The organism is Ruegeria sp. HKCCD7559 (assembly GCF_013110575.1).
Classification (GTDB): Bacteria; Pseudomonadota; Alphaproteobacteria; order Rhodobacterales; family Rhodobacteraceae; genus Ruegeria.
Window position 1 is genome coordinate 131659 of record NZ_WVQU01000004.1, and the last position, 25529, is coordinate 157187.

At 57.9% G+C, this 25529-nt stretch carries 24 protein-coding genes; 17 read left to right on the forward strand and 7 right to left on the reverse strand.

Annotated elements, in window-relative coordinates:
- Positions 1-4: 4 nt before the first annotated feature.
- Genes GS605_RS12935 through murJ form a run of 3 tightly spaced genes read left to right on the forward strand, consistent with a single transcriptional unit; the run spans position 5 to position 5482 of the window.
- Positions 5-1165, forward strand: coding sequence for a penicillin-binding protein activator (locus tag GS605_RS12935; RefSeq protein WP_171634868.1), 1161 nt, complete (start codon positions 5-7; stop codon positions 1163-1165).
- Positions 1125-3944: a [protein-PII] uridylyltransferase gene (locus GS605_RS12940; RefSeq protein WP_371807759.1), complete on the forward strand. Its 2820-nt coding sequence runs from the start codon at positions 1125-1127 to the stop codon at positions 3942-3944. Before GS605_RS12935 ends, GS605_RS12940 begins: the two co-directional genes overlap by 41 nt.
- Positions 3941-5482: a murein biosynthesis integral membrane protein MurJ gene (murJ, locus tag GS605_RS12945; protein WP_171724253.1), complete on the forward strand. Its 1542-nt coding sequence runs from the start codon at positions 3941-3943 to the stop codon at positions 5480-5482. The genes GS605_RS12940 and murJ overlap by 4 nt, the downstream gene beginning before the upstream one ends.
- On the opposite strand, the gene GS605_RS12950 is transcribed toward murJ, so the two are convergent.
- Positions 5483-6169, reverse strand: coding sequence for a rhomboid family intramembrane serine protease (locus tag GS605_RS12950; protein WP_171171106.1), 687 nt, complete (start codon positions 6167-6169; stop codon positions 5483-5485).
- A gap of 86 nt (positions 6170-6255) precedes the next feature.
- On the opposite strand from GS605_RS12950, the gene trpS reads away from it, so the two are divergent.
- The 14 genes from trpS (at position 6256) to GS605_RS13020 (ending at position 18610) form a co-directional block, all read left to right on the forward strand.
- A complete protein-coding gene (gene trpS / locus GS605_RS12955) occupies positions 6256-7284 on the forward strand; it encodes a tryptophan--tRNA ligase (RefSeq protein WP_171641678.1) in 1029 nt (342 codons plus the stop codon).
- Between the two features lie 59 nt (positions 7285-7343).
- A complete protein-coding gene (locus GS605_RS12960) occupies positions 7344-8207 on the forward strand; it encodes a branched-chain amino acid aminotransferase (protein WP_171724254.1) in 864 nt (287 codons plus the stop codon).
- 77 nt (positions 8208-8284) lie between these two features.
- Positions 8285-8740, forward strand: coding sequence for a universal stress protein (locus tag GS605_RS12965; RefSeq protein WP_171634880.1), 456 nt, complete (start codon positions 8285-8287; stop codon positions 8738-8740).
- Positions 8741-8749: 9 nt separating this feature from the next.
- On the forward strand, positions 8750-9343 hold the full coding sequence (locus tag GS605_RS12970) for a 2-hydroxychromene-2-carboxylate isomerase (RefSeq protein WP_171724255.1): 594 nt from the start codon (positions 8750-8752) through the stop codon (positions 9341-9343).
- 69 nt (positions 9344-9412) lie between these two features.
- Positions 9413-9976: a NifU family protein gene (locus GS605_RS12975; protein ID WP_152456863.1), complete on the forward strand. Its 564-nt coding sequence runs from the start codon at positions 9413-9415 to the stop codon at positions 9974-9976.
- Positions 9966-10556, forward strand: a complete 591-nt coding sequence (gene tsaB, locus GS605_RS12980) for a tRNA (adenosine(37)-N6)-threonylcarbamoyltransferase complex dimerization subunit type 1 TsaB (protein WP_171724256.1) — start codon at positions 9966-9968, stop codon at positions 10554-10556. The genes GS605_RS12975 and tsaB overlap by 11 nt, the downstream gene beginning before the upstream one ends.
- The gene (locus tag GS605_RS12985) at positions 10553-10987 is read left to right on the forward strand and encodes an N-acetyltransferase (protein ID WP_171724257.1); all 435 of its coding nucleotides are present in this window, start codon (positions 10553-10555) and stop codon (positions 10985-10987) included. The genes tsaB and GS605_RS12985 overlap by 4 nt, the downstream gene beginning before the upstream one ends.
- 139 nt (positions 10988-11126) lie before the next feature.
- The gene (locus tag GS605_RS12990; protein ID WP_171634886.1) at positions 11127-12125 is read left to right on the forward strand and encodes a BMP family protein; all 999 of its coding nucleotides are present in this window, start codon (positions 11127-11129) and stop codon (positions 12123-12125) included.
- Positions 12126-12220: 95 nt separating this feature from the next.
- The gene (locus GS605_RS12995) at positions 12221-13750 is read left to right on the forward strand and encodes an ABC transporter ATP-binding protein (protein WP_171634889.1); all 1530 of its coding nucleotides are present in this window, start codon (positions 12221-12223) and stop codon (positions 13748-13750) included.
- Position 13751: 1 nt separating this feature from the next.
- Entirely contained in the window at positions 13752-14846 is a 1095-nt protein-coding gene (locus GS605_RS13000; RefSeq protein ID WP_171634892.1) for an ABC transporter permease, read from the forward strand.
- Positions 14846-15814: an ABC transporter permease gene (locus tag GS605_RS13005; RefSeq protein WP_171634895.1), complete on the forward strand. Its 969-nt coding sequence runs from the start codon at positions 14846-14848 to the stop codon at positions 15812-15814. The genes GS605_RS13000 and GS605_RS13005 overlap by 1 nt, the downstream gene beginning before the upstream one ends.
- Positions 15815-15904: 90 nt before the next feature.
- The gene (locus GS605_RS13010) at positions 15905-16828 is read left to right on the forward strand and encodes a sulfite exporter TauE/SafE family protein (RefSeq protein WP_171724258.1); all 924 of its coding nucleotides are present in this window, start codon (positions 15905-15907) and stop codon (positions 16826-16828) included.
- Positions 16829-16919: 91 nt separating this feature from the next.
- On the forward strand, positions 16920-17840 hold the full coding sequence (locus GS605_RS13015; RefSeq protein ID WP_171634900.1) for a sulfite exporter TauE/SafE family protein: 921 nt from the start codon (positions 16920-16922) through the stop codon (positions 17838-17840).
- Positions 17841-17842: 2 nt separating this feature from the next.
- On the forward strand, positions 17843-18610 hold the full coding sequence (locus GS605_RS13020; protein WP_171634903.1) for a TIGR02186 family protein: 768 nt from the start codon (positions 17843-17845) through the stop codon (positions 18608-18610).
- Positions 18611-18613: 3 nt separating this feature from the next.
- On the opposite strand, the gene GS605_RS13025 is transcribed toward GS605_RS13020, so the two are convergent.
- The 6 genes from GS605_RS13025 to GS605_RS13050 form a co-directional block, all read right to left on the reverse strand.
- Entirely contained in the window at positions 18614-19342 is a 729-nt protein-coding gene (locus tag GS605_RS13025) for an SDR family oxidoreductase (RefSeq protein WP_171724259.1), read from the reverse strand.
- Positions 19339-20871, reverse strand: a complete 1533-nt coding sequence (locus tag GS605_RS13030) for an ATP-dependent RecD-like DNA helicase (RefSeq protein ID WP_171724260.1) — start codon at positions 20869-20871, stop codon at positions 19339-19341. Before GS605_RS13030 ends, GS605_RS13025 begins: the two co-directional genes overlap by 4 nt.
- A gap of 60 nt (positions 20872-20931) precedes the next feature.
- Complete coding sequence (locus tag GS605_RS13035; protein WP_171634909.1) at positions 20932-21570, reverse strand: acyl-homoserine-lactone synthase; 639 nt, start codon at positions 21568-21570, stop codon at positions 20932-20934.
- Between the two features lie 83 nt (positions 21571-21653).
- Positions 21654-22373 carry a LuxR family transcriptional regulator gene (locus GS605_RS13040; RefSeq protein ID WP_171724261.1) on the reverse strand — a complete coding sequence of 240 codons (720 nt, stop codon included), beginning with the start codon at positions 22371-22373 and terminating at the stop codon, positions 21654-21656.
- Between the two features lie 368 nt (positions 22374-22741).
- Entirely contained in the window at positions 22742-24025 is a 1284-nt protein-coding gene (gene ccrA / locus GS605_RS13045; protein ID WP_171634911.1) for a crotonyl-CoA carboxylase/reductase, read from the reverse strand.
- A 136-nt stretch (positions 24026-24161) separates the two neighbouring features.
- Complete coding sequence (locus GS605_RS13050; RefSeq protein ID WP_171724262.1) at positions 24162-25526, reverse strand: 1-acyl-sn-glycerol-3-phosphate acyltransferase; 1365 nt, start codon at positions 25524-25526, stop codon at positions 24162-24164.
- Positions 25527-25529: the final 3 nt, after the last annotated feature.

A 25529-nucleotide genomic window follows, 5' to 3' on the forward strand; every position in this document is an offset into this window, starting at 1 on the left:
TTAGATGTTTACCGTTTGCAAGCCCGTAAGCAAGCTGGCGAAAGCCGCCATTGCCCTGACGACCGCAGCGTTTCTGGCCGCTTGTGAGCCCGGCGGCGTTGGGGGTGGCCCTTCGATTGACACGTCGAATCCTGTTCCGGTTGCTTTGCTGGTTCCCCGCTCGGGCGACGCCGCGCTGGCGCAGAGCCTTGAGAATGCGGCCCGTATGGCAATGTCCGATCTGCCTAACGTCAAAATCGACCTGCGTGTTTACGATACGGCAGGAAATCCGACCACGGCGACAGCGGTGGCCCAGCAGGCCGTTGCCGAAGGCGCCAAGATCATTGTCGGCCCTGTTTACGCCCAGGCGGCAAACGCTGCCGGGCTGGCCGTACTGAACAATAACGTGAATGTCCTGTCGTTCTCGAACAACACCAGCATTGCGGGTGGCAATGTATTTGTACTTGGACCGACCTTTGAAAACACCGCCAACCGGCTGGTAAATTATGCGGGCAGGCAAGGCAAAACGAACACGGTTATCGTGCACAGCAATGATGCTGCGGGACAAGTGGGGCAAGCTGCCATCGCCAATGCACTGGCAAACAGCCGGGTCAACAATGCGGGAACGGTCGGATACGACCGGTCGCAACAGGGTGTTATCAACTCGGTTCCCACCATCAAGGCCACCGTCGATTCGACAGGGGCGGACTCGATTTTCATGACGGCAACGACAGCGGGTGCCTTGCCACTTTTCTCGCAATTGCTGCCTGAGGCCGGCGTTTCTCCGGCGACGACACAATTCATCGGTCTGACCCGTTGGGATATCCCCCCGCAAACGCTGGAGCTGCCAGGCGTGCAAGGGGGATGGTTCGCCCTGCCCGACCCGTCCAAAGCCCAAGCCTATCGTCAACGGTATAACGCGACATATGGAGAAGCGCCTCATCCGATCAGCGGTCTGGCCTATGACGGCATTGCGGCGATTGGTGCTTTGGTCAGCCAGGGCAAATCCGATGCGCTGACCGGTGCTGCCCTGACGCAAAATGCCGGTTTCCAAGGTGTTGGCGGTATCTTCCGTCTCCGCCCGAACGGCACCAATGAACGCGGCCTTGCCGTAGCGACGATTCAGAATAAACAGGTGGTTGTGATTGACCCTGCCCCGCAAAGCTTCTCTGGTGCCGGTTTCTGAGCGATCGGGCGAGACCATGGCGCCGGATGGCGCGCTAATTTGCCCTGCCGAAAACATCTTTGACAGCGTCAGCGTCAATGATGCGCTGGCCGAGGTGTTCGAGACCTGCTCTGACAACAGCAAAATGCGCTCTGAAACAGTGCGCATTCTGCGCGACGCTCAAAAAGCGGGTCGCAAAGCCATTGCCGATGCCTTCAGCGAGCGTCCGTTCGACGCGCGCGCGCTGACCCGCTCCTATACCTACCTGACGGACCAGCTGGTCGGAACCGCGATGCTGGTCTCCAGCACGCGCCTGCACCCGCTTGCGACGCCAACGCAAGGTGAAAAGATCGCCGTACTGGCCGTTGGCGGATACGGGCGCGGTGAAATGGCGCCCTCTTCGGATGTCGATCTGCTGTTTCTGACCCCCTATAAAATCACCGCCTGGGCCGAAAGCGTCATCGAATCGATGCTTTATATCCTTTGGGATCTCAGGCTTAAGGTCGGGCATTCCTCGCGCACGATCAAAGACTGCCTTCGGCTGGGCACCGAGGATTTCACGATCCGCACAGCAATGCTTGAACAACGTTATCTGGCGGGTGACAAGGCGCTGGCCGACGAGCTTGAACGGCGCCTGAAAACCGAGCTGTTCAAAGGAACCGAGCGGGAGTTCATCGAAGCCAAACTGAACGAACGAGATGAGCGGCACCTGAAACAGGGAGAACGCTACAAGGTCGAGCCCAACGTGAAAGAGGGCAAAGGGGGGTTGCGCGACCTCCAATCCCTCTACTGGATCGCAAAGTACATCTATGGCGTTCAGGACGTGGCCGAACTTGTGCCTTTGGGTCTGTTCACCCCGGAAGAGTTCAAGACCTTCGTTCAGGCCGAAGAATTTCTTTGGGCCGTTCGTTCGCATTTGCATCTGGTGACGGGTCGCGCCACCGAGCAACTGACCTTTGACATGCAGGTCGAGGTCGCCGCGCGCATGGGCTATGAGGATCACGCCGGTCGCCGGGCGGTCGAGGTGTTCATGCAACGCTATTTCCGCGAAGCCACGCGTGTGGGCGAGTTGACGCGGATTTTTCTGACGAAGCTTGAGGCGCTGCACGTGAAAGGCGCACCATTGCTGGAGCGCATTTTCCGCAGACGCCGGCGGATCAAAGCGGGATACAGGGTTGTTCACGGTCGTCTGGACGTAGCGGACCCTGACAAATTTCTGTCCGACAAGGTAAACCTTCTGCGCCTGTTCGAAGAAGGCTTGCGAACAGGAATGCTGATCCATCCGGATGCCATGCGTCTGGTGGCGGCAAATCTGCATCTGATCGACGACGAAATGCGCAATGACAAAGAGGCGCGGCGCATCTTTCTGGACCTGATGCTGAAACACGGCAACCCAGAGCGTGCCTTGCGGCGGATGAACGAACTGGGTGTGCTGTCAGCCTTCCTGCCCGAATTCGAGCCCATCGTGGCAATGATGCAGTTTAACATGTACCACAGCTATACGGTGGACGAGCATACCATCCAGTGCATCGTGAACTTGGCCCAGATCGAACGCGGAGAGTTGATTGAATCGCTGCCTCTTGCCTCTTCGATTCTGAAAGGTGGGGTCAATCGCAAGGTGCTATATGTCGCCCTGTTGCTGCATGATATCGCGAAGGGGCGACCCGAGGATCACTCGATTCTTGGAGCACAGATCGCGCGCAAGGTGGCACCAAGACTGGGCCTGAACAAAGCAGATTCGGAAACGGTCGAATGGCTGGTGCGTTATCACCTGCTGATGTCCGACATGGCACAGAAACGTGACATTTCAGACCCCCGCACAGTGCGCGATTTCGCCAAGGCAGTTCAAACCGTCAAACGGCTGGACCTGTTGACCGTTCTGACCGTCTGCGACATTCGCGGCGTGGGACCGAACACCTGGAACAACTGGAAAGCCACGCTTTTGCGTGCCCTTCACGCCGAAACCAAGCGCGCGCTGGAGACCGGGATGGAGGACCTCAACCGCGCCAATCGCGGCGCCGAGGCAAAAAAGGCCCTGCGCACCGAACTGGCGGCCTGGTCCAAGGCCGATCTCAAATCCGAGACGGGGCGCCACTATGACCCGTATTGGCAGGGTCTCAATCTGGCCACACATGTCGAGTTTGCGAACATGCTGCGTGCGCTGGAACAAAGCGGCGACCCCGGCGCGATGGAGATCCGCCTGCAACCGGACGAGGATCGCGACGCAACCCGAGCCTGTTTTGCAATGGGCGACCACCCCGGTATCTTTGCCCGCATTGCCGGCGCGCTGGCCCTGGTCGGCGCGAATGTCGTGGATGCGCGCAGCTATACGACCAAAGACGGCTATGTCACCGATGCATTCTGGATTCAGGACGCCGAAGGGCACCCGTTTGAAGCCTCACGCCTGCCACGTCTTACGCAGATGATCCACAAGACGCTGCGCGGCGAAGTGGTTGCGAAGGAGGCGTTGAAATCACGCGACAAGATCAAGAAACGCGAGCGTGCCTTCAACGTTCCAACGCATATCACCTTCGACAATGACGGCTCTGAAATATACACGATCATCGAAGTGGACACCCGCGACCGTCCGGGTCTGCTGTTTGATCTGACCCGGACCCTCGCGGCAGCGAATGTTTACATCGCCAATGCCGTGATCGCGACCTATGGCGAACAGGTGGTCGATACGTTTTACGTCAAGGATATGTTCGGCTTGAAATATCATTCCGAAAACAAGCAACGTGGGCTTGAGGCCAAGCTGCGCAAGGCGATCACCGAAGGCGCCGAGCGTGCGGCCTCATGAAGCAAATCCGTTTGTTTTCAGGCCTGTTTACGGTCGGCTTCTGGACGCTGGCCAGTCGAATACTGGGGTTTCTGCGGGAAATTCTGCTGACCGCCTTCATCGGCCCCGGGCCGGTGATGGATGCTTTCGTCGCGGCCTTTCGCCTGCCGAACATGTTCCGCCGCTTTTTCGCCGAAGGCGCGTTTAACGCGGCTTTTGTGCCCATGTTCTCGAAACGGCTGGAGGCGGACGAGAACCCCCAGGGGTTCGCGCAGGATGCGTTCAATCTGTTGGCCGTGGCCGTTCTGGCGCTGGTCGGGCTGGCCATGGTTTTTATGCCGGGTCTGGTGTGGCTGACGGCCGAAGGGTTCCATGGGGATGAACGTTTCGATCTGGCCGTGGACTATGGCTATGTCGTGTTCCCGTATATCCTTTTCATGTCCTTGGCGGCGTTATTTTCGGGGGTATTGAACGCCACCGGCAGGTTCGCAGCGGCCGCAGCGGCACCTGTTTTGCTGAACATCTTTGCCTGCACCGCGCTGATCGCCGGGGCCATCTCTGGCGGTGAGGTGATACGATGGCTGATCTCGGTCATTCCGGTCGCCGGCGTCGCACAACTGGTGCTGGTCTGGGTGGCGACCGAGCGTGCCGGTATCCGTATCCGACCCGGCCTGCCCCACCTGACGCCCCATATGCGCCGGATGGTCCGCATCGCGGTTCCCGCCGCCTTGGCCATGGGGGTTACGCAGGTCAATCTGGTGGTCGGACAACTGGTGGCATCAAAGACTGAAAAGGCCGTGAGTTGGCTGTTTGCCGCGGATCGCCTTTACCAACTGCCTTTGGGCGTCGTCGGAATCGCCATTGGCATTGTCCTGCTGCCAGACCTGTCCCGCCGCCTGCGCGTCGACGACAAGGAAGGAGCCCGCAACGCGTTTTCCCGCGCCGGGGAATTTATGCTGCTGTTGACGCTGCCGTCGACCGTGGCGTTCCTGATCATCCCGAACCCGCTGGTTTCGGTGCTGTTCGAACGGGGACAGTTCAGTCCCGAGGATACCGCTGCGACAGCGCTGGCGGTCGCGATCTATGGCATCGGTCTGCCTGCATTCATGCTGCAAAAATTGCTGCAACCCCTTTTCTTTGCGCGCGAGGATACGCGTTCCCCGTTCCGTTATGCGGTGGTCGCAATGGTCGTGAACGCGGCCTTGGCGTTTGGCCTATTTCCGCTGGTGGGTTGGATCGCCCCTGCGATTGCCGCGTCAACTGCCGGCTGGGCCATGGTTGTTCTTCTGGCGATCGGGGCACGTCGCATGGGCGAAGAAGCGCGTTTCGATGACCGTTTCAGGGCACGTGCGGGACGGATCGTTCTGGCCTCGGTCGGCATGGGCGCGGTTTTGTTTGCGTTGATCCACTTCTTGGGTTGGACGCTGGACATTCCAGGCTGGCGCTATCTTGCGCTTTTGGTCCTGATCGTGGTCGCCGCCGTCTCGTATTTCTGTCTTGGTCATGTCCTGGGAGCGTTCAAATTGTCAGAGTTCAAACGCGCCTTGCGCCGGGCCTGATCAATCGCGTCGGATGCGCCCGACGATCCGGGCCCAGGCCCCCGGCGCCACCAGAAATGACATGCCAAAGCCGGTGGCAAACCCGCCCAGATCGGCGACCCATTCCGCGTTTCCGCCGAAGATCAGACCAAACAGGAACTGAATGCCCATCAGAACGGCGATCAGCTGAAACGCCCTCGCCTGATTTGCCCCCACAAGAGACAGTTTGCGCCACAACAACCACGTGAATGCTCCGATCAGGCCATAAACAGGTGGAAACCCTCCGATCAGGGGATAGCGCGGGTCCAGCAAAACGGCATAACTCAACGCGCCGCCAATCCCCGAGACGACGAAGATCAGCAGCATGGGGACACCACCGAAAACCTCACCAACCATTTTTCCCATCGCCAGAACGAAGACACAGACAAAAATCGCCTGCGTAAAGTTGGCGGATACAAAGGGATAGGTCACGAACCGGACCAGATGTTCGAACGGCCAACGCCCGTTCAGCACCATCCAATCGAAAATATCCGCCGAGAAGGCATAGTGCTGTATCGCGTCCAGACGCCAACCCACGGCCGCCGGTCCTCCGATCAAACCGCGCGATCCCAGCGTGAAGGCCAGTTCGACGCCGATGATGAACAGAACCAGCGCCACCACAACGGGCGGCAACGGGTTAACGGCGGGTGTGTAATGCTCACTGCTCATTGGGATGGCCTTTCGCGGCTGTTGACGTCCCTTTGCCTCATGGGTAAGCGACGGAGGCTGATTTTTCCAGACAGGAGTTCCCTTTGATGACCGAGACCCAGTTCACGCCCCGCGTGTTTTCCGGCGCACAGCCTTCGGGTAACCTGCACCTCGGCAATTATCTCGGTGCGCTTCGGAACTGGGTGAGAATGCAAAGCGAGGAATTTGAAACCATCTATTGCATGGTCGATCTTCATGCAATCACGGTATGGCAAGATCCAATCGAGTTACAGCATGCAACGCGGGAGCTTTGTGCCGGTTACATCGCTTCTGGACTAAACCCCGAAAAATCGATTTTGTTCAATCAAAGCCAAGTGCCGGAACACGCGCAACTGGCTTGGATATTTAACTGTGTTGCTCGTATGGGTTGGATGCAGCGCATGACCCAGTGGAAGGACAAGGCCGGCAAGAACCAGCAGAACGCTTCGCTTGGCTTGTTTGCCTATCCTGCTCTGATGGCTGCGGACATTCTAATCTACCACGCAACCCACGTACCGGTCGGCGAAGACCAGAAACAGCATCTTGAGCTGACCCGCGACATCGCCATCAAGTTCAACAACGATTTCGGCGTCGATTTCTTCCCCGTCACCGAGCCAGTGATCGAAGGTGCGGCCACACGTGTCATGAGCCTGAGGGACGGATCCAAGAAGATGTCGAAATCCGACCCTTCTGACATGAGCCGGATCAACCTGACGGATGACGCCGAAGCGATTGCCAAGAAAATCCGCAAAGCCAAGACCGACCCCGATGCTCTGCCGTCAGAAGCCGAAGGGCTCGAGGACCGCCCCGAGGCGCGTAACCTGGTCAATATTTACGCGGCCCTGAACGATCAAACCATCGAACAGGTTCTGTCCGAAGTAGGCGGCAAGCAGTTCGGTGAGTTCAAACCGATGCTGGCCGATCTGGCAGTGGCGAAACTGGCTCCGATCTCGACCGAAATGTCACGTCTGATGGGGGATCAGGCCGAGATTGACCGGATTCTCGCCCGCGGTGCCGAGCGCGCACGTGAAATCGCTGCTCCGATCCTGCAAAAGACCTACGAAATCGTTGGCATGGTCGGCGCCGCATCACGCTGATTGCACTGGACCTTCGCCTGACGCCCTCCTAGGGTTTGCCTGAATCAAAGGAGGGCGTCATGGCAACCGGCACGAACATCCGGACCTATTTTCAAGGCCAATGGCATGAGGGGGACGCACCCATCATGCGCGCGGCGGATCATGGCGCCTGGCTGGGATCTTCGGTCTTTGATGGCGCGCGGTATTTTGACGGGGTGGCCCCGGATCTGGAGGCCCATTGCGCACGGGTGAACCGGTCAGCCGAAGCCTTGATGCTGACGCCGACCATGACGACCGAACAGATGGTCGAGTTGGTACGCGAAGGGTTGCAGGCCTACAGCCCGGACACAGCCGTTTACATTCGTCCGATGTACTGGGGAATCGACGGTGACAGCACGGCAATAGTCCCGCAGGAAAACAGCACCGGTTTTGCCATCTGCCTGGAAGAAATCCCAATGGCCCCGGAAACCTCGTCGGTCACTCTGTCGACCACGCGCTTCCGCCGCCCGGTTCTGGAAAGCGCGGTCGTAAACGCCAAAGCGGGGTGCCTTTACCCCAACAACGCCCGCATGCTGCAAGAGGCACGCTCGAAAGGCTTTTCCAACGCTTTGGTGGCCGATGCGATGGGGCATGTAGCGGAAACGGCGACGGCCAACATCTTTATGGTGAAGGATGGCGAAGTCTTTACACCGATCCCGAACGGAACCTTCTTGGCCGGCATTACCCGGGCCCGGCATATCAAAAACCTGCGCGCGGATGGTGTGAAGGTCCACGAAACGGTTCTGAGCTTCGAGGATTTCCACGAGGCCGACGAGGTCTTCATGTCCGGAAACATGAGCAAGGTCACACCGGTAACTGCGCTGGAGGATACGCAATTTCAGGTGGGTCCTATTGCTCGCCGTGCCCGCGCGCTCTATTGGGATTGGGCTGCAAGCGAACGCTAGCGCAATGCCCCAGGCTTGCCCGAGTTGCCAGCGCGCGATCGGTCGGGCATGATCCCGGAAACCTAAAGAGGATACCCATGCGTAAGTTCCTAGTCGTTCTGGATGACAGCCGCGAATGCCTGAACGCGATGCGGTTTGCCGCAATGCGGGCTGCCCATACCGGAGGTGGTGTGACGGTCCTTTCCGTCATCCCGCCTGACGAGTTCAATCACTGGATCGGTGTGGCCGAAACCATGCGTGAAGAAGCCCGCGAACGTATCCACGCGCATTTCGAAGTGTTTGCCAAATGGATGCGGGACAAACAGAACGTGGAACCTGAACTGGCCATTCGCGAAGGCGATCCCGTGCCAGAGATCATCGAACATGTTCAGTCCGATCCCGAGATTGGTGTTCTTGTTCTTGGGGCGGGGACCGACAAGAAAGGTCCCGGTCCGTTGGTGACTCAACTGACAAAGAACTCGGGTAGCCTGCCGATTCCGATCACGATCGTTCCAGGTAATCTGAGCAAAGAGAAACTGGAAGAAATAACCTGAGGAGCGGCGATGGCGAAAACGATACAGTTCTGGTTCGAATTCGCCTCGACCTATTCCTACCTCAGCGCGATGCGGATCGAAGCGGCCGCGCAAGACAAAGGCGTCGCCATCGAATGGCACTCGTTCCTGTTGGGTCCGATTTTCGCGGAACAGGGATGGCGCACCTCACCTTTCAACCTGTATCCGGCCAAAGGCCGGTACATGTGGCGCGATATGGAACGTCTGTGCAAGGCGCGCGGGCTTCCTTTTGCAAAGCCCGATCCTTTTCCGCAGAATTCGCTCAGGGCAGCGCGTCTGGCTCTGGCCATCGAGGATCATCGGGAACGGGCGGCGTTTGTTCGGGCCGTCTTCAGCGCCGAATTCGGCGCCGGGCAGAATATCTCCGAGGACAGCGTTCTGGCCTCCTGCCTCGACGAAGCAGGGGTGCACAGCAGCGTGATGAACCGCGCAGGGGACACGGACATAAAACAGGCCCTGTTTGAACAATCTGCCCGCGCCAAGGCGCTTGGTCTGTTTGGTGCACCAAGTTTTTTGGCCGGGGAAGAGTTGTTCTGGGGCGATGACCGTCTGGATGACGCATTAGAATACTCTTCCACAATTTAGAATCGTTCCAAATCTTGACTTCCCGTGCGCCTGCGCGCATATCAGAAGCATATCAGACGGAGCGCCCACATGTTCATCCAGACCGAATCCACCCCCAATCCGGCCACGTTGAAATTCCTGCCCGGCCAAACGGTGCTGGAAGCTGGAACAGCGGATTTCCCAACTGCGGAAGCGGGCGAAAAATCGCCTCTGGCCAAACGCATATTTGCGGTCAACGGTGTGACTGGCGTGTTTTTTGGCAACGATTTTGTCACCGTTACCAAATCGGACGACGTACAGTGGGACCACATCAAACCGGCCATTCTTGGCGCGGTGATGGAGCATTATCAATCCGGCCAACCTGTTATGGGCGCAGATTCCGCCGGGGCCTCGGGCCATGCCGAGCACTCTGGTGAGGACGCTGATATCGTCAACCAGATCAAGGACTTGCTGGACAGCCGTGTGCGTCCTGCCGTGGCTCAGGATGGGGGTGATATCACGTTCCACGGGTTTGATCGCGGCGTGGTCTATCTGCACATGCAGGGGGCCTGCGCGGGTTGCCCGTCTTCGACATTGACCCTGAAGATGGGTATCGAAAACCTTCTGCGCCATTACATTCCGGAAGTGACCGAGGTTCGCCCTGTTGCCGTCTAACCCGACGATTCTGGCGTTTGACACATCGGCCGCGCATTGCGCGGCCGCTTTGTTGCGTGATGGCGAAATCGTGACGTCTCGTGCCGAAGCAATGTCACGCGGACAAGCCGAACGATTGTTTCCGCTGTTGGAAGACGTGCTGGCGGAAACCGGATGTGATTGGGCCAGTTTGGACGCGATCGGCGTTGGGATAGGGCCCGGTAACTTCACCGGCATCCGTATTTCGGTCTCGGCCGCGCGCGGTCTTGCACTTGGGCTTGAAATCCCTGCGGTCGGAGTTTCCGGCTTCGATGCCTTGCGTGAGCTGGCGGAAGACGGGCAGATACCGGCGATCCCTGCCCCGCGCGACCAGGTTTATGTGAAAATGCCCGGTGCCGATCCGTGTCTCTTGCCTCGGGCCGAAGCGGAACTTGGCGGGCCGTTGTATTCCTGCTCTGACCCTGCCTTGCTGGCACAAGCCATTGCCCGGCTGGCCGCACGGCACTGGGATCGCACCAGCTTGCCGCCTGCACCTTTGTACGTAAGGCCCGCCGATGCGGCTCCGTCCCGCGATACACCCCCTGTCCTGCTGAACGAATGACGCCGCACGAGATGGCATCGACCCATGCCGCAGCGTTTTCGCAATCGCGCGGCTGGACAGAAGACGAATTCGCCGCCCTTCTTAAAAACCGCTTTACTTATGCCGTCGGAGATTCCCGGTGCTTTGCACTGTTTCAGGTGATTGCGGGCGAAGCCGAGTTGCTGACAATTGCGACCCACCCTTCGTTTCAAAGGCAGGGCCTGGCACTTCGACTCATGCAGGAATGGCATGATCAGGCGATCGATTTGCTGGCAACCCGTGCCTTTCTGGATGTCGCGGCCGACAACATTGCGGCCATCTCCCTGTACAATCGATGCGGATATCGGCAGTGCGGGCTGCGCAAGGCGTACTATGCACGCGAAACGGGCCAAAAAACTGATGCACTTGTAATGGAATGCCGCCTGCCCCAACGGCAATCGCCCGTTTTTTAGACCATTTGGTCAGAATTCATTTGACCATGGTGGTTGCAAACCCCCTTAATACCCGCCATCACAACAGTTATGCTCGCTAAAAGTGGGTGAACGGGGCTAATCTGACCCTGTGCCAACAAAATAATATTGGGAGACTGAAATGACCCTGATGAAATCCTTGATGGGTGCTGCCGCTGCGGTCGCAATGTCAGCCGGAGCGGTTCTGGCCGAGCCGGCCGTGATCTTTGACCTGGGCGGCAAGTTCGACAAGTCCTTCAACGAGGCCGCCTATAACGGCGCGCAGCGCTGGGCGAATGAAACCGGCGGCAAGTATCTGGAAATCGAAATTCAGGCAGAACCGCAGCGCGAACAGGCCCTGCGCCGTTTTGCGGAATCCGGTGCAAATCCGATCATCACCATGGGGTTCGGAATCGCTGACGCCCTGGCCGCTGTTGCAAGTGACTACCCCGACACCAAATTCGTCGCTGTTGACGTGACTTGGCTGGACGCTCCAAACATCCGCCAGATTGGCTTTGCCGAGCACGAAGGGTCCTACCTCGTCGGCATGATGGCCGCCATGGCGTCGAAATCCGGCACCGTTGGTTTCATCGGAGGCATGGACATCCCGTTGATTCGCCATTTCGGATGCGGCTATGCCCAGGGCGCGAAGGCCGTGAACCCAGACATCAATGTTGTTGCCAACATGACAGGAACAACGCCTGCTGCCTGGAACGATCCGGTAAAAGGTTCGGAGCTTACAAAAGCACAGATCAGCCAGGGCGCTGATGTGATTTACGCTGCTGCCGGCGGAACCGGCGTAGGTGTTCTGCAAACTGCAGCTGACGAAGACATCCTGTCGATTGGTGTGGACAGCAACCAGAATCACCTGCACCCAGGCAAAGTGCTGACTTCGATGCTGAAGCGTGTGGACGTCGCTGTTTATGAAGCGATGAAAGCAGGCGAAAACGTCGAAACCGGCGTTTTCACCATGGGTCTGGCCGAAGATGGGGTTGGCGTTGCCATGGATGAAAACAACAAAGAGCTTGTTTCGGTTCGCATGAGCGACGCCGTCGACGAAGCCCGCAAGGCGATCATCAACGGCGACATCAATGTTGTAAGCTATTACGAGAACGACAGCTGCCCGGCACTGCAGTTCTGATTACGGGCGGGGCGGGAGAGTGCCTTCCGCCTCGCCACCCACTTCGCCATCCGAGCGGACAGCTGGATGGGTTTCTCGGCAGTTGAGGGCAAGACATGACCGTCCCAGCCATTGAGCTCAAAGGGATATCCAAGGCCTTTGGGCCAGTTCAGGCCAACAAAGACATCTCGATCAGCGTTGCACCCGGTACGATCCATGGGATCATCGGTGAAAACGGCGCGGGCAAATCCACGTTGATGAGCATTCTCTTCGGCTTTTACAAAGCCGACAAAGGTGAGATCTGGATCAATGGGACAAAGACCGACATCCCGGACAGCCAGGCGGCCATCGCCTCGGGCATCGGGATGGTGTTCCAGCATTTCAAGCTGGTGGAAAATTTCACAGTTCTGGAAAACATCGTACTGGGCGCCGAGGATGGCGGGTTGCTGGCGCCATCACTGGCAAAAGCCCGCAAAGAGCTGAAAGAGCTCGAGGAAGAATACGAACTGTTCGTCGATCCCGACAAGCGCATCGACGAGATCGGCGTGGGGATGCAGCAGCGGGTCGAGATCCTGAAGGCACTGTACCGCAAGGCCGAAATTCTGATTCTGGACGAACCGACCGGCGTGTTAACCCCAGCCGAAGCCGATCAGCTGTTCCGCATTCTCGACCGACTGCGGTCCGAGGGCAAAACAGTCATCGTGATCACGCACAAACTGCGCGAGATTATGGAAAACACCGACACGGTGTCGGTTATGCGGCGCGGGCAAATGACGGCCACGGTCAAAACATCCGAGACCAGCCCCGAGGAGTTGGCCGAACTGATGGTCGGCCGCAAGGTTCTGCTGCAAGTCGACAAAGTGCCCGCGACGCCCGGCAAACCCATTCTCGAGATCGAAAATCTCAGCGTTTTTGATTCGGCGGGCGTTGAACGGGTCAAAAATATCGACCTGACCGTGCGCGCAGGTGAGATCGTCGGCATCGCCGGCGTGGCGGGCAATGGTCAATCCGAACTGCTGGAAGTTCTTGGTGGAATGCGCCCCGGACAGGGCACGATCAAGCTGAACGGCGAACCGCTGGCACTGAGTGGGGCCGGATCAGATGGTCAGGCCCGCCGCGCGCAACACATTGCCCACGTGCCCGAAGACCGGCAGCGCGAAGGCCTGATCATGGACTTCCACGCCTGGGAAAACGTGGCCTTCGGGTATCACCGCGACCCGGCCTATAAACGCGGTATATTCATGGACAACGCTGCGTTGCGCGCCGATACCGAAGCCAAGATCGAGAAATTCGACGTCCGCCCGCCCAATCCCTGGTTGGCAGCCAAGAGTTTCTCGGGCGGCAACCAGCAGAAAATCGTTGTCGCCCGCGAGATTGAACGCAACCCCGACCTGTTGCTGGTCGGGCAACCCACGCGGGGCGTGGACATCGGCGCCATCGAGTTCATTCACAAACAGATTGTCGCGCTGCGTGATCAGGGCAAGGCAATCCTGCTGGTATCGGTCGAACTGGAAGAAATCTTCTCGCTCTCGGACCGGATCGCGGTGATGTTTGACGGACATATCATGGGAGAACGCCTGCCCCATGAGACAGATGAAAAAGAACTGGGCCTTCTGATGGCCGGTGTTGCGGGAGAGGCCGCGTAACATGGAAAAAATGCCTAAATGGGCCGATGTCGTTCTGATCCCGCTGATCAGTCTGATACTGGCCGCAATCCTTTCGGCGCTGGTCATCCTCGCCATTGGCGAAAACCCTGTCGAAGCCGTCAAACTGATGGTCACTGGTGCGCTGGGGTCGACCTATGGTTGGGGCTATACGCTCTATTACGCGACAAACTTCATGTTTACCGGTCTTGCGGTGGCCGTCGCCTTCCATGCCCGTATGTTCAACATCGGGGGCGAAGGTCAGGCGATGCTGGGCGGGCTGGGCGTGGCCATGGTCTGTCTTTATGTCGACTGGCCGCATTGGAGCATTGCCTTGCTTGCCGCCTGTGCGGCATCGATGCTGTTCGGCGCGCTCTGGGCAGCCATTCCGGCCTATCTTCAGGCAAAGCGCGGCAGCCATATCGTGATCACCACGATCATGTTCAACTTCATCGCCGCTGCTTTCCTGAATTACATGCTGGTCAATGTCATGCGCCCCCAAGGGTCGCAGGACCCGGCCACCGCGCGGTTCTCTGAAAGCGTGCATCTGCCCTCTTTCCAGGAAATGTTCTCGACCGCAGAGAACGTTGTTTTCCGCGGCGCCCCGGCGAACATCACCTTTTTCATCGCATTGCTTGCCTGCGTCGTTGTCTGGGCACTGATCTGGCGCACGCGTCTGGGTTATGAAATCCGGGCTTACGGCCATTCCGAGACTGGCGCTGTCTATGCCGGTATTTCACCTGTGCGCATCACGATTGTCGCGATGCTGATTTCCGGCGGACTGGCGGGGCTGATGGCCATCAATAACGTCATGGGCGAAGCCGAGCGACTTGTTATGAACTCGACCGAGGGCGCGGGCTTCATTGGCATCGCCGTGGCTCTGATGGGGCGTTCACATCCGTTCGGCGTGTTTCTGGCCGCGCTCTTGTTCGGATTTCTGTATCAGGGCGGCGCCGAGCTGGCGCTGTGGGCTTCGATTCCGCGGGAACTGATCGTGGTCATTCAGGCATTGGTCATCCTGTTCACCGGCGCATTGGACAATATGGTGCGCATGCCGCTTGAAAAGCTGTTCCTGGGTATGCGGAAGAGGGCTGAGTGATGGAATTTTTCGTAACCCTCATTCAGGTTCTGGATTCGACCATTCGCCTGTCCACGCCACTGCTGCTTGCCTGTCTGGCCGGTCTGTTTTCGGAACGGGCCGGGATTTTCGACATCGGTCTCGAAGGCAAAATGTTGATGTCAGCGTTCTTTTCGGCTGCAATCGCAGCTGTCACAGGGTCCGTGTGGCTGGGCCTGCTGGCCGGTATCGCATCCTCATTGTTGCTGTCGGGGCTGCACGGGCTGGCGTCGATCACATTTCGGGGCAACCAATTGATATCGGGCGTGGCCATCAACTTTCTGGCCTCGGGCCTGACTGTCCTGGTCGCGCAAAGCTGGTTTCAGCAAGGTGGGCGGACACCCTCCCTGTTTGGCGGGGGCCGGTTCGAACCGATCAACTTCCCATTCGCCGAGTCCCTCAGCGGTGTGCCGATTATTGGTCCCATCTATTCCGAATTGCTCTCGGGCCACTCGATCCTGGTTTATGTCGCGTTCCTGATGGTTCCGGCCACGTGGTGGATTCTGTATCGCACCCGGTTCGGTCTGCGCCTGCGGGCGGTGGGTGAGAACCCTGCCGCAGTGGACACCGCCGGTGTCTCGGTTGTTGGCCTGCGGTTCGCCGCCGTCGCCATCTGTGGTGTGCTGTGCGGTATTGCAGGCGCCTATCTGGCTACGGCCTTGCAGGCAGGATTTGTCAAGGAAATGACCGCTGGTCGTGGCTTTATCGCCTTGGCCGCGCTGATCTTTGCCAAGTGGCGCCCGTGGCATGCCATGTGGGCCTGCTTGCTGTTCGGTCTGCTGCAAGCGATCGCGCTGCGGTTCCAAAATATCGACCTGGGTGGCGTCGTGATTCCCGTGCAGGTGATGGACGCCCTGCCCTATATCCTGACGGTGGTGATTCTTGCCGGGTTCGTCGGCAAAGCCATCCCACCTCGGGCGGGCGGAGAACCCTACGTCAAAGAGCGCTGATAAGGCCAGTTCCGAACTGAGTTTCAGTCCTGTTCGCTGCGGAGCGGCATGCAGAGTTGATTTTGCATGCCGCAACCGTTCTAAGAGGGTATGCACGTATACCTTCCCATAGCAGAAGTTTCTGTCAGCCCATTCCTGCTTTTGGGGATCGGTGGGGCTGTCGGCATTCTGTCCGGCATGTTCGGGGTTGGAGGCGGGTTTTTGATCACCCCGTTGCTGTTCATTATCGGCATACCCCCGGCGATTGCTGTGGCCACATCAGCAAATCAGGTTGTTGCCTCGTCTATTTCGGGCTTGCTGGCCCATCTCAGACGCAAGACCGTGGACCTGAAAATGGGAAGCGTTCTGCTGGCCGGAGGGCTGTTTGGTGCGGCCCTTGGAATGGTGGTTTTCAATTTCCTGAAGCATCTCGGGCAGGTCGATCTGGCGGTACAGCTTTGCTATGTCGTGTTTTTGGGCGCCATCGGAACCCTGATGTTTATCGAAAGCCTTGCGGCCATCCGAAAGGCCAGCCAGTCAGGCAATGGTCCTGCCCCCAAGCGACGTCAGCGAACCTGGGTTCACGCCCTGCCGTTCAAGAAGCGGTTCCCGGCATCTGGACTTTACATCTCTGTCATACCTCCGGCGCTGGTCGGTTTCGGCGTTGGTGTTCTGTCGGCGATCATGGGAGTCGGCGGTGGGTTCATCATGGTTCCCGCAATGATCTATGTCCTTGGCATCCCGACAAAGGTGGTTATCGGGACATCCCTGTTCCAGATCATTTTCGTTGCCGGGTTCACAACGATGATACATGCGTCGACCAACTACAGTGTCGATGTTGTCCTCGCCCTGTTCCTGTTGCTGGGCGGTGTTTTGGGTGCGCAATTGGGAACGCAGATTGGTGCACGTCTGAAAGCCGAACAATTGCGTATCCTTTTGGCGCTTCTTGTCATGGGCGTCGCCGGTAAAATCGGGTTTGACCTTTTTCTACCGCCAGAAGAGATCTTTTCTTTGGCGGAACCCGGGGGAGTTTGATGTTGTTTGACCCACGGCACACGACAATTACCACCCTTGAAATCTCAACCCATAACAGGCAAGCCACGGCCATACGCAAAGTAACGGTACCATGCACATTTACCTGCCCATCGCCGAAGTCTCAGTAAACGCTTTCCTCTTGTTGGGGTTGGGCGGTATGGTCGGCATCCTGTCCGGCATGTTCGGTGTCGGTGGCGGCTTTTTGATGACCCCGCTGCTGTTCTTCATCGGTATTCCGCCGGCGGTGGCTGTTGCTACCGAAGCCAATCAGATCGTCGCATCATCCTTTTCCGGAGTTCTGGCACATTTCCGACGAAAGACCGTGGACCTCAAGATGGGAACGGTATTGCTGGTTGGCGGGCTTGTTGGGGCCGCTCTGGGCGTGGTTGTCTTCAACTATCTCAAAAGCCTGGGTCAGGTCGATCTGCTGGTGACACTCTGTTACGTTGTTTTTCTTGGCGTCATCGGCAGCCTGATGTTTGTCGAAAGCCTGAGGGCCCTGCGTAAAGCCAAGAAAGGCGGCGCGGCCCCTGCCAAGCGTCGGCAGCGGGGCTGGGTCCATGCCATGCCCTTCAAAATGCGTTTCCGCACCTCGGGCCTGTATATCTCGGTCATCCCGCCAGCTTTGGTCGGTCTGTGCGTTGGGGTTTTGTCCGCGATCATGGGCGTTGGCGGCGGCTTCATCATGGTTCCTGCCATGATCTATTTGCTGGGTATGCCGACCAAGGTCGTTGTCGGCACGTCGCTGTTCCAGATCATCTTTGTGACAGCCTTCACCACGATGCTGCACGCCACCACCAACTATACGGTTGATGTTGTTCTGGCGGTCTTGTTGCTGGTGGGCGGCGTCATTGGCGCCCAGATCGGAACCGTGATCGGAGCCCGCATGCCGGCGGAACAATTGCGCGTGCTGCTTGCCGCTCTGGTACTGGCCGTATGTGGCAAGCTGGCACTTGATCTGCTTATTGAACCTGCCGAGCTCTACTCGCTTGGCAGCGGTGGAGGGCACTGAGGATGTTGCGTTCGTTTATTGCCGCCCTGTGCTTGTTCTGCATGCCCGCTTTGGCGGCGGAAGAGCAGGTTGTCCTTGGTCTCAGCCAGGACCGGGTTGCCATCACCGCGACATTCGACGGATCGGAACTTCTGATATTTGGGGCAATCAAGCGGGAAACCCCAATCCCTTCAGGCCCTCCGGTCGAAGTCATCGTCGCGGTTGCTGGTCCGTCCGAACCTGTCACCGTGCGACGCAAGGAACGCAAGCTTGGGATCTGGGTGAACACCGACAGTGTTCTTGTCGATCTTGCACCCAGCTTTTACGCCGTCGCAACCAGCGGACCCTTTGACGACATCCTGTCCGACACCGAAGACCTGCGCTACCGGATTTCGATCGAACGCGCGATCCGCTCGGTCGGTGCCGCGATGCATATCCGGGGCGCACAGGATTTTGCAGACGCCGTAATAAGAATTCGAGAACACGAACACCTGTATTCGATCCGCGAAAATACCGTGGCAGTGGATGAACAGACCCTGTTCCGCACCTCGATCGATATGCCCGCCGACCTGACCGAAGGCGATTATACCGCCCGGATTTTCCTGACCCGTGGCGGAGAGGTCGTCTCGCAATATGAAACGATCATTGATGTCCGGAAAGTTGGCCTAGAGCGTTTTTTGTACAATATGTCCCGCCAGCAACCCGTCTGGTACGGTCTGATGTCGCTGGTTATAGCGATCGCGGCAGGCTGGGGCGCCTCGACAGCCTTCCGGCTGTTGCGAGAAAAGTAACCGTCATCCTCGGCCGATATAGGGCATGGTCGTGGCCATGACGGTCATGAACTGCACGTTGGCCTCGGGCGGCAGGCTTGCCATATGCAGAACCGAACGCGCGGCGTCTTCCACGGCCATCGTCGGGTCTGGTGTCTCACCCGCGGATTGCGCCGCGTCCACAAGGCCCTGAACCATCTGCGTGCGCGCATTTCCGATATCGATCTGCCCGCAGGCAATTCCAAAGCGACGCCCATCCAGCGAAAGGCTGCGCGTCAGCCCTGTAATGGCGTGCTTTGTGGCCGAATAGTGTACCGAATTCGGGCGCGGAACATGTGCCGCTATCGAGCCGTTGTTTAAGATCCGACCGCCCTGTGGATTTTGGTGACGCATGATTTTGAAAGCTTCACGCGCGGAGAGGAACATGCCGTTCAGGTTCACGTTGACGCTTTGGTACCAATCGTCCAGAGCGATCTCGTCGATCGTGCCGCCCGGCGCAAAGATCCCGGCGTTGTTGAACAGAACATCCAGCCGCCCGGTGCGGTCTGTAAAAGACCGAAAAGCCCGTCCAACCGCATTCGGGTCGGTCACATCCGCAGGCAGGACGATGGCTGCCTGATGCTCTTTTGCCAGAGCATCCAGTTTGTCTTTGCTGCGCGCCAACAGCCCGACCGTCCACCCTTGAGACAAGAACAGCAGGGCCGTTGCCCGGCCAATACCTGAACTGGCACCCGTTACGATGATGGATTTCATGTCTCTTCCGCCTCCAATGTCAGCGACGCCGCCGGAATCGCCCTCAAGTCATCCACACGCAGGGGGTGCGTGGGCTTTGACAGGCGATTTCGCACCACCCAGATCAACCGCTCTTGCGCGCGCGTGATCGCGACATATGCCAGACGCTTCCACAATGGCTGTCCGGCCTCGGTCCGGCCCATACGAGCGGCGGCATAGAGGTCCGGAGCGAACACCTGAACCGTATCCCATTGTGACCCCTGCGCCTTGTGGATCGTCACGGCCGCTCCGTGCAAAAAGGTCGCCCCCATGCGGGCAGCGTAGGGAATAAAAGGCTCTTCCTCGTCCGGTTTTTCGATCTGAACGATCGAGGCGGCACTGACCTGAGGGTCTTCGGCCCCCATCACGTGAAGACGCGAGAACCCCGGCTTTCGTCCCGGCCCCAGATATACCACCTGAGCTCCTTTGATCAGCCCACGCGCCTCAAGGTCCAGCCGTTTCTTGCGATGTTTCAGGGGCAATTCGATCCCATCACAAATGAGCGGTTCACCTGCCAGCAATTCTGTATCCGGTGCGCCGTGAACTTTCCGGAAGGCCTGTATCAAACGAATGCGCGTGGCGTTGCGCCAGACGAGAACCGGGCTTCGGGCCATCAGATCGACCTCAACCCGCTGGCCCCAGACAACTCGGTCATCCCTACGGGCTGTTTCTTCGATCAGTCGCTCGAAATCCTCGAAGCCCATTTCCGGGTCAGCCAGCGCATGCGCAAGATCCAGAATTGGGTTGTCCGCATCCTGGCGGTGCACGCGCTGAAGTGTCAGCTTCCTGGGTTCGGGCAAAGCCTCGAACACCATGCTGCCGGACTGATTTACCGGTGCCAGCTGAGCCGGATCGCCGAACAACAGAAGGGTCGGAAAAATCTCTTTGAGATCATCGAACTGACGGTCATCCAGCATCGACGCCTCATCGACGAACCCGATATCAAGCGGTTCATCACGGCGCTTCCACCCGGTGATGAAATCCGACCCTCGCAAACCGGCGGCGGCCAACGCCCCGGGGATCGATTTGTTGTTTTGGTAAAAAGCAGCCGCGCGATCCAAGGCTTCATCCGTCAAACCTTCGATATCGGGGCGTTCGTCATTGCCGGCCAGCCATTCCGCAATGCGCTCGTATTCCGGATCATAAACCGGCGTGTACAATATTCGGTGAATCGTGGTCGCAGGCACGCCGCGCAATCGCAGAACGCTTGCAGCCTTGTTCGTCGGGGCCAGGATGGCAAGGCTGCGCTTGTCTTTCGATTTGCGGCTTTCATAATCGCCGGACACGATCTGAACACCCGTCTCTGCCAGTGCCTTGTACAGCTCGGCCAACAGCAGTGTTTTGCCCGAGCCGGCTTTGCCGATCACGGCCATCACACCGGATTTTCCTGCGCCCGGCAGTTTCAGAAGGGCATCATCTTCCAGATCAACACCTGCTGCCCGCAGCATCTCGGCGATGCTGTCATACGCGGCGGCCTGATCATCTGAGAACGTTACATTCGGCAAGGACATGGCGCGACCCTACAGGGCCGCGCCAGCCATCACCAGATGTGGATTGGCGTTTTCCGACACTTAAGCGGACAGGGCGAACCGGTGCTGTCTCTTCGGCCCGAATGCGGCCTTGAACCACATCCGAGACAGGTCGCGCGGGATGCCCGCACGCTCTGCCACACGGTTGCAGTCATCCGCGGAATAGGGCCACAATCCGACTGAAATCTGATCGCGCCCGCTGCCCTGGGTTCCCAGAACCTCGGGCGATGACCCGATCAGGCGATAGATTCTGATCATCCGGGCATCGAATACACCGGCAATATGCGTCAGGCCGAAACCTTCCATCATTTCACCGCCGCTCAACATGATGGCGCCGGCAGTATGCGGGCTGGCTGTTCGGGACAGGCAGAACCGGGTGACCTCCCAGATCAGGGGGCTGCAAATCGGCTTGCCGCCATTCAGATGACCAAAAACCTCATTGATCATCACCCGACCGGTCGTAGGCAATACACGCATCGACCCTCCGTGGCTGCCATCCGGCTCTTCCCAGATGACATAAAGCGGATTGAGATCATCGTATTCGTCCCGTTCTTCGCCCTTCTCGTTGACGTGGACATCCCACCCCAACCGGGTCTTGAACTGATCCGCACGATCTTTGAACATCCCCTCTGCCAGAGTCGGAAATCTGTGTATCTCATCGGCATATAGATAACGCAACATGACTTGTTCCCCTTGTCGTCCTGTGCAGGAGCGAAGGGAGTACAGAGTCGTGGTTAATTTTGCGTGTGGAGGCCGTTCGCCTCTTAAACCACTATTAATCCCCGGCTGAGTGCCGTGGCGATTGCGTGGGTTGTGTTATGTGCACCCAGCTTTGAGCGCGCGCTTTCAATGTAAACGCGCAACGTATGCTCGGAAATCGTCAGGGAATGGGCCACTTGGGCGCGGCTGTATCCCAACGCCAAAAGTGTGATCGCGTCGATTTCCCTTGGCGACAAGCTGCGCGGGCAGTCCGGCTGCCTGTCTTTTTCAAACTCCAGCGCCTTGCGATTTATGTAATGCGCAACAAGAATCAAATCTCGCCCGTAAGTCGAGATAAAGTTCTTCCAGGTTTGATCATCACAACTGTGGTTGACCGTCACCAAGGCAAACTGACCATTTGGACCCCGAATTGGGATGGAATACCCCTGATTTCCAACGCCATGGTTTTGCGCATCCAGAAGGAAGGCCTTTGCCACCTTGCCGGACCAATCCAACGACTTCCAGTCAACCGGATGAAACCGCTGGAAACACCCCAAGATCACAGGGTCGATACGGTGATAGTTTTTTTCCCTGTAGCGCTCATCCCAGGCGTCTGAATAGGTGGTGTAGCCGTATTGATCTCCGGCACCGTCAACCCAGTGATACGTCAGGTGCTCGACCTTCAACGCGTCCCGCAAACGCTCAGCTACGGCGCTGAGTTCTTCAAGCGTGTTGGTGTTTTCCAAATCCTGAAGGATTTGACCCAAATCGACCTTCGTTGCCATTCGCGGGCGCTCGTGCCTCGTTCTTCAAGGACGCAATCTCGGCAGCCGCGATCAGTCTTGTGTCATCAAGCTGCTCTGCAAGCGCGCTCAAACCATTCGCAACGGCGAAAGCATTGAGGTCCGACAATACGTCCAATATCCACTCATTTTGCGCCATCAGGGTCTCTCTGAAACAGTTAACGAAGGGTTAACACAACCATAACATGTATGATCTTTTTTGGCCTATTCACCGGTTTCTACTCCCCAAAAATAGCGATGGGCAAAATTGCAAGCATTTGAAAGATTGTCAGAGGCCTGAAAAACGTAAAACACCCGCGAACCAGCAAAGTGATTCGCGGGCGTTTTTTGTCTACAACCCTGGCGCGTTATCAACCTGCGTCCAGGACTTCCTCGAGGGTACGCAGACCAGTACGCGGCGCCTGAACAAGAACGGACATATTGCCCGGCTTGTGCTCGTTCCGCAGCATTTTCATGTGGGCCTCGGGCAAGTCATTCCAGGTGAACACCTCGGACATGCAGGGGTCAAGGCGGCGCTCGACCATCAGCTTGTTCGCGGCTGCCGCCTGCTTCAGATGAGCAAAGTGCGAGCCCTGCAAACGCTTTTGGTGCATCCACATGTAGCGCACATCGAATGTACAGTTGAAACCCGATGTTCCGGCGCAAATCACGACCATACCGCCTTTTTTCACAACGAAGGTTGATACCGGGAAAGTGCTTTCACCCGGGTGTTCAAACACCATGTCAACATTGTTGCCTTTGCCGGTTATGTCCCAGATCGCCTTGCCGAATTTGCGGGCCTCTTTGAACCATTCGGCATATTCCGGTGTGTTGACCGTGGGCAATTGACCCCAGCAGTTGAAGTCGCGACGGTTCAGAACACCTTTGGCGCCCAGCCCCATAACGAAATCACGCTTGCTTTCGTCTGAAATCACACCGATTGCATTTGCGCCTGCGGTATTGATCAATTGGATTGCGTAGGACCCCAGACCCCCGGATGCGCCCCAGACCAGGACATTCTGACCCGGTTTCAGATCGTGTGGCTCGTGGCCAAACAGCATCCGGTATGCGGTTGCCAGCGTCAGGGTGTAGCACGCCGCTTCTTCCCATGTCAGATGCTTGGGGCGCGGCATAAGCTGCTGTGCCTGCACGCGGGTGAACTGGCTGAACGAGCCATCCGGCGTTTCATAGCCCCAGATCCGCTGGCTGGGCGAATACATCGGATCACCGCCGTTGCATTCCTCGTCATCGCCGTCGTCCTGGTTGCAGTGGATCACAACCTCATCGCCAACTTTCCAGCGCTTCACCTTGTCGCCAACGGCCCAAACGATGCCCGACGCATCCGAACCCGCGATATGGTAGGGTGCTTTGTGACCGTCAAACGGGCTGATCGGCTGCCCCAGAGCGGCCCAGACGCCGTTATAGTTGACCCCTGCGGCCATAACCAGAACCAACACTTCGTTGCTGTCCAAGGTTGGAACATCTACAACTTCCTGCCGCATGGCGGTGTTCGGCTCACCATGACGTTCTTTGCGAATGGCCCAAGCGTACATTTGCTTTGGGACATATCCCATGGGTGGGATTTCACCCATTTCATACAGATCTTTTTCAGGTGCCTCGTACGACGCGATACCACTTTCGGTGTCCAAAGCCATGCCGGCCTCCTCTGTTCAGTGCCTTTGCCGCGACGCAGAATCGCGCGCTTCACAGACTGGAATATTGGTCGATGAGTAATATTGCAACCGTTTTTGGTGCCATATTGTAATTTTATGACCCAGCGGTTGCAGAAAGCTATTTTGCGGCTGCAGAAACCTGGTAACTTGAATCCGTTGGGACGGATGCGGCGTAATAGTCCAGAAGATCGCCGCGCTGACCTGATACGGACAGCATATTCCCCTGTCGGTTCAGAACCCGGCGTTCAACCAGTTGATCCAGAGCATTTGATATGGCCTGCGAATTGTCCTTGGTCTGCGGATCATCGCGCTCCATCATCTGTCGGATTTGTGACAGCACGTCTTCTTCGGACATCGGGCCGTTGTCGCGCACCAGCAAACAGGCCGCTGGTGCCGGCACCAGCGGAATAGCATGCTGGATACGCTGCATCAGCGCCCGGGCCAAATCCGTCATCATGTCGTCACTGCCTTCAGCGCGGAATTCCCTGAGAGAGATCGGCCTGCCGTACCGGACGGACGCCAGACCGAACCGCTTGTATCGGCCGATCAAACGACGCCAGATCTGTTTCACTATCCAGCGCGTGATGACGCCGATCCGTGCGCGAAACCGTCGCTCTGTCCCAAGTGCTGCGCGGGTCAGGATGGTGTCTTCCAACACACGGTCGTAATTCAGGGCAACCGGGACAAACACCACATCGCGCCCCTGTGGCGATGTTCCGTCCATAATGTATTTGAGCAGTCCAAGCTTGGGGCGCGCAATAGCCCCGGTCAGGCTCAGCCCGCCTTCTGGAAACATGGCTTGAGTTACGCCGGCTTCGGTTGCGTGGCGCACATAGGTGGACAGAACCTGACGATAGAGTTCGCTGCCGGACTTGCGCCGGATAAAATACGCCCCCATCGCCCGGATCAATCGGCTGAGCGGCCAGACCCGGGCCCACTCTCCGACAGCATAAGACAGTGCAGAATGTCGGGCTGCAAGATACGTGACCAAAACGTAATCCATGTTGCTCCGGTGGTTCATGACAAAGACAACCGTAGCTTCGGGGTCAATGCTCCTGACGGATTCTTCGTCCTGATAGCTAAGCCGCACCTCGTAGAATGTGTTGCTCAGCAAGCGGGCCAACCGGATCGCAAAGCTGAAATAGGCGAAGGCCGAAAAGGACGGAACGATCTCTCGGGCATAACGACGTGCCTGCTCCGAGGCGACGGCCTCGGGCATGCCGGTTTCACGCGCATGTTGCTGAACCGCTTGGCCGACCTGCGGATCATAGATCAAGCGCTGGATCATGTCGTGTCGACGCGCCAGCTTGAAGGGCTGGATCGGGCGTTGAAGGCGCTGGTTCAGGCGCGCCACCGCGCGTTCCAGTCTGCGACGGAAAAACCAGCGGACGGACGGAAACAGGAAATGCGATGCGAAAGTGACCATGGCAAAGACCACGATCAGCACGAAAAGCCAAAGCGGAAGTTCCACGGTTTGCGTCATGGC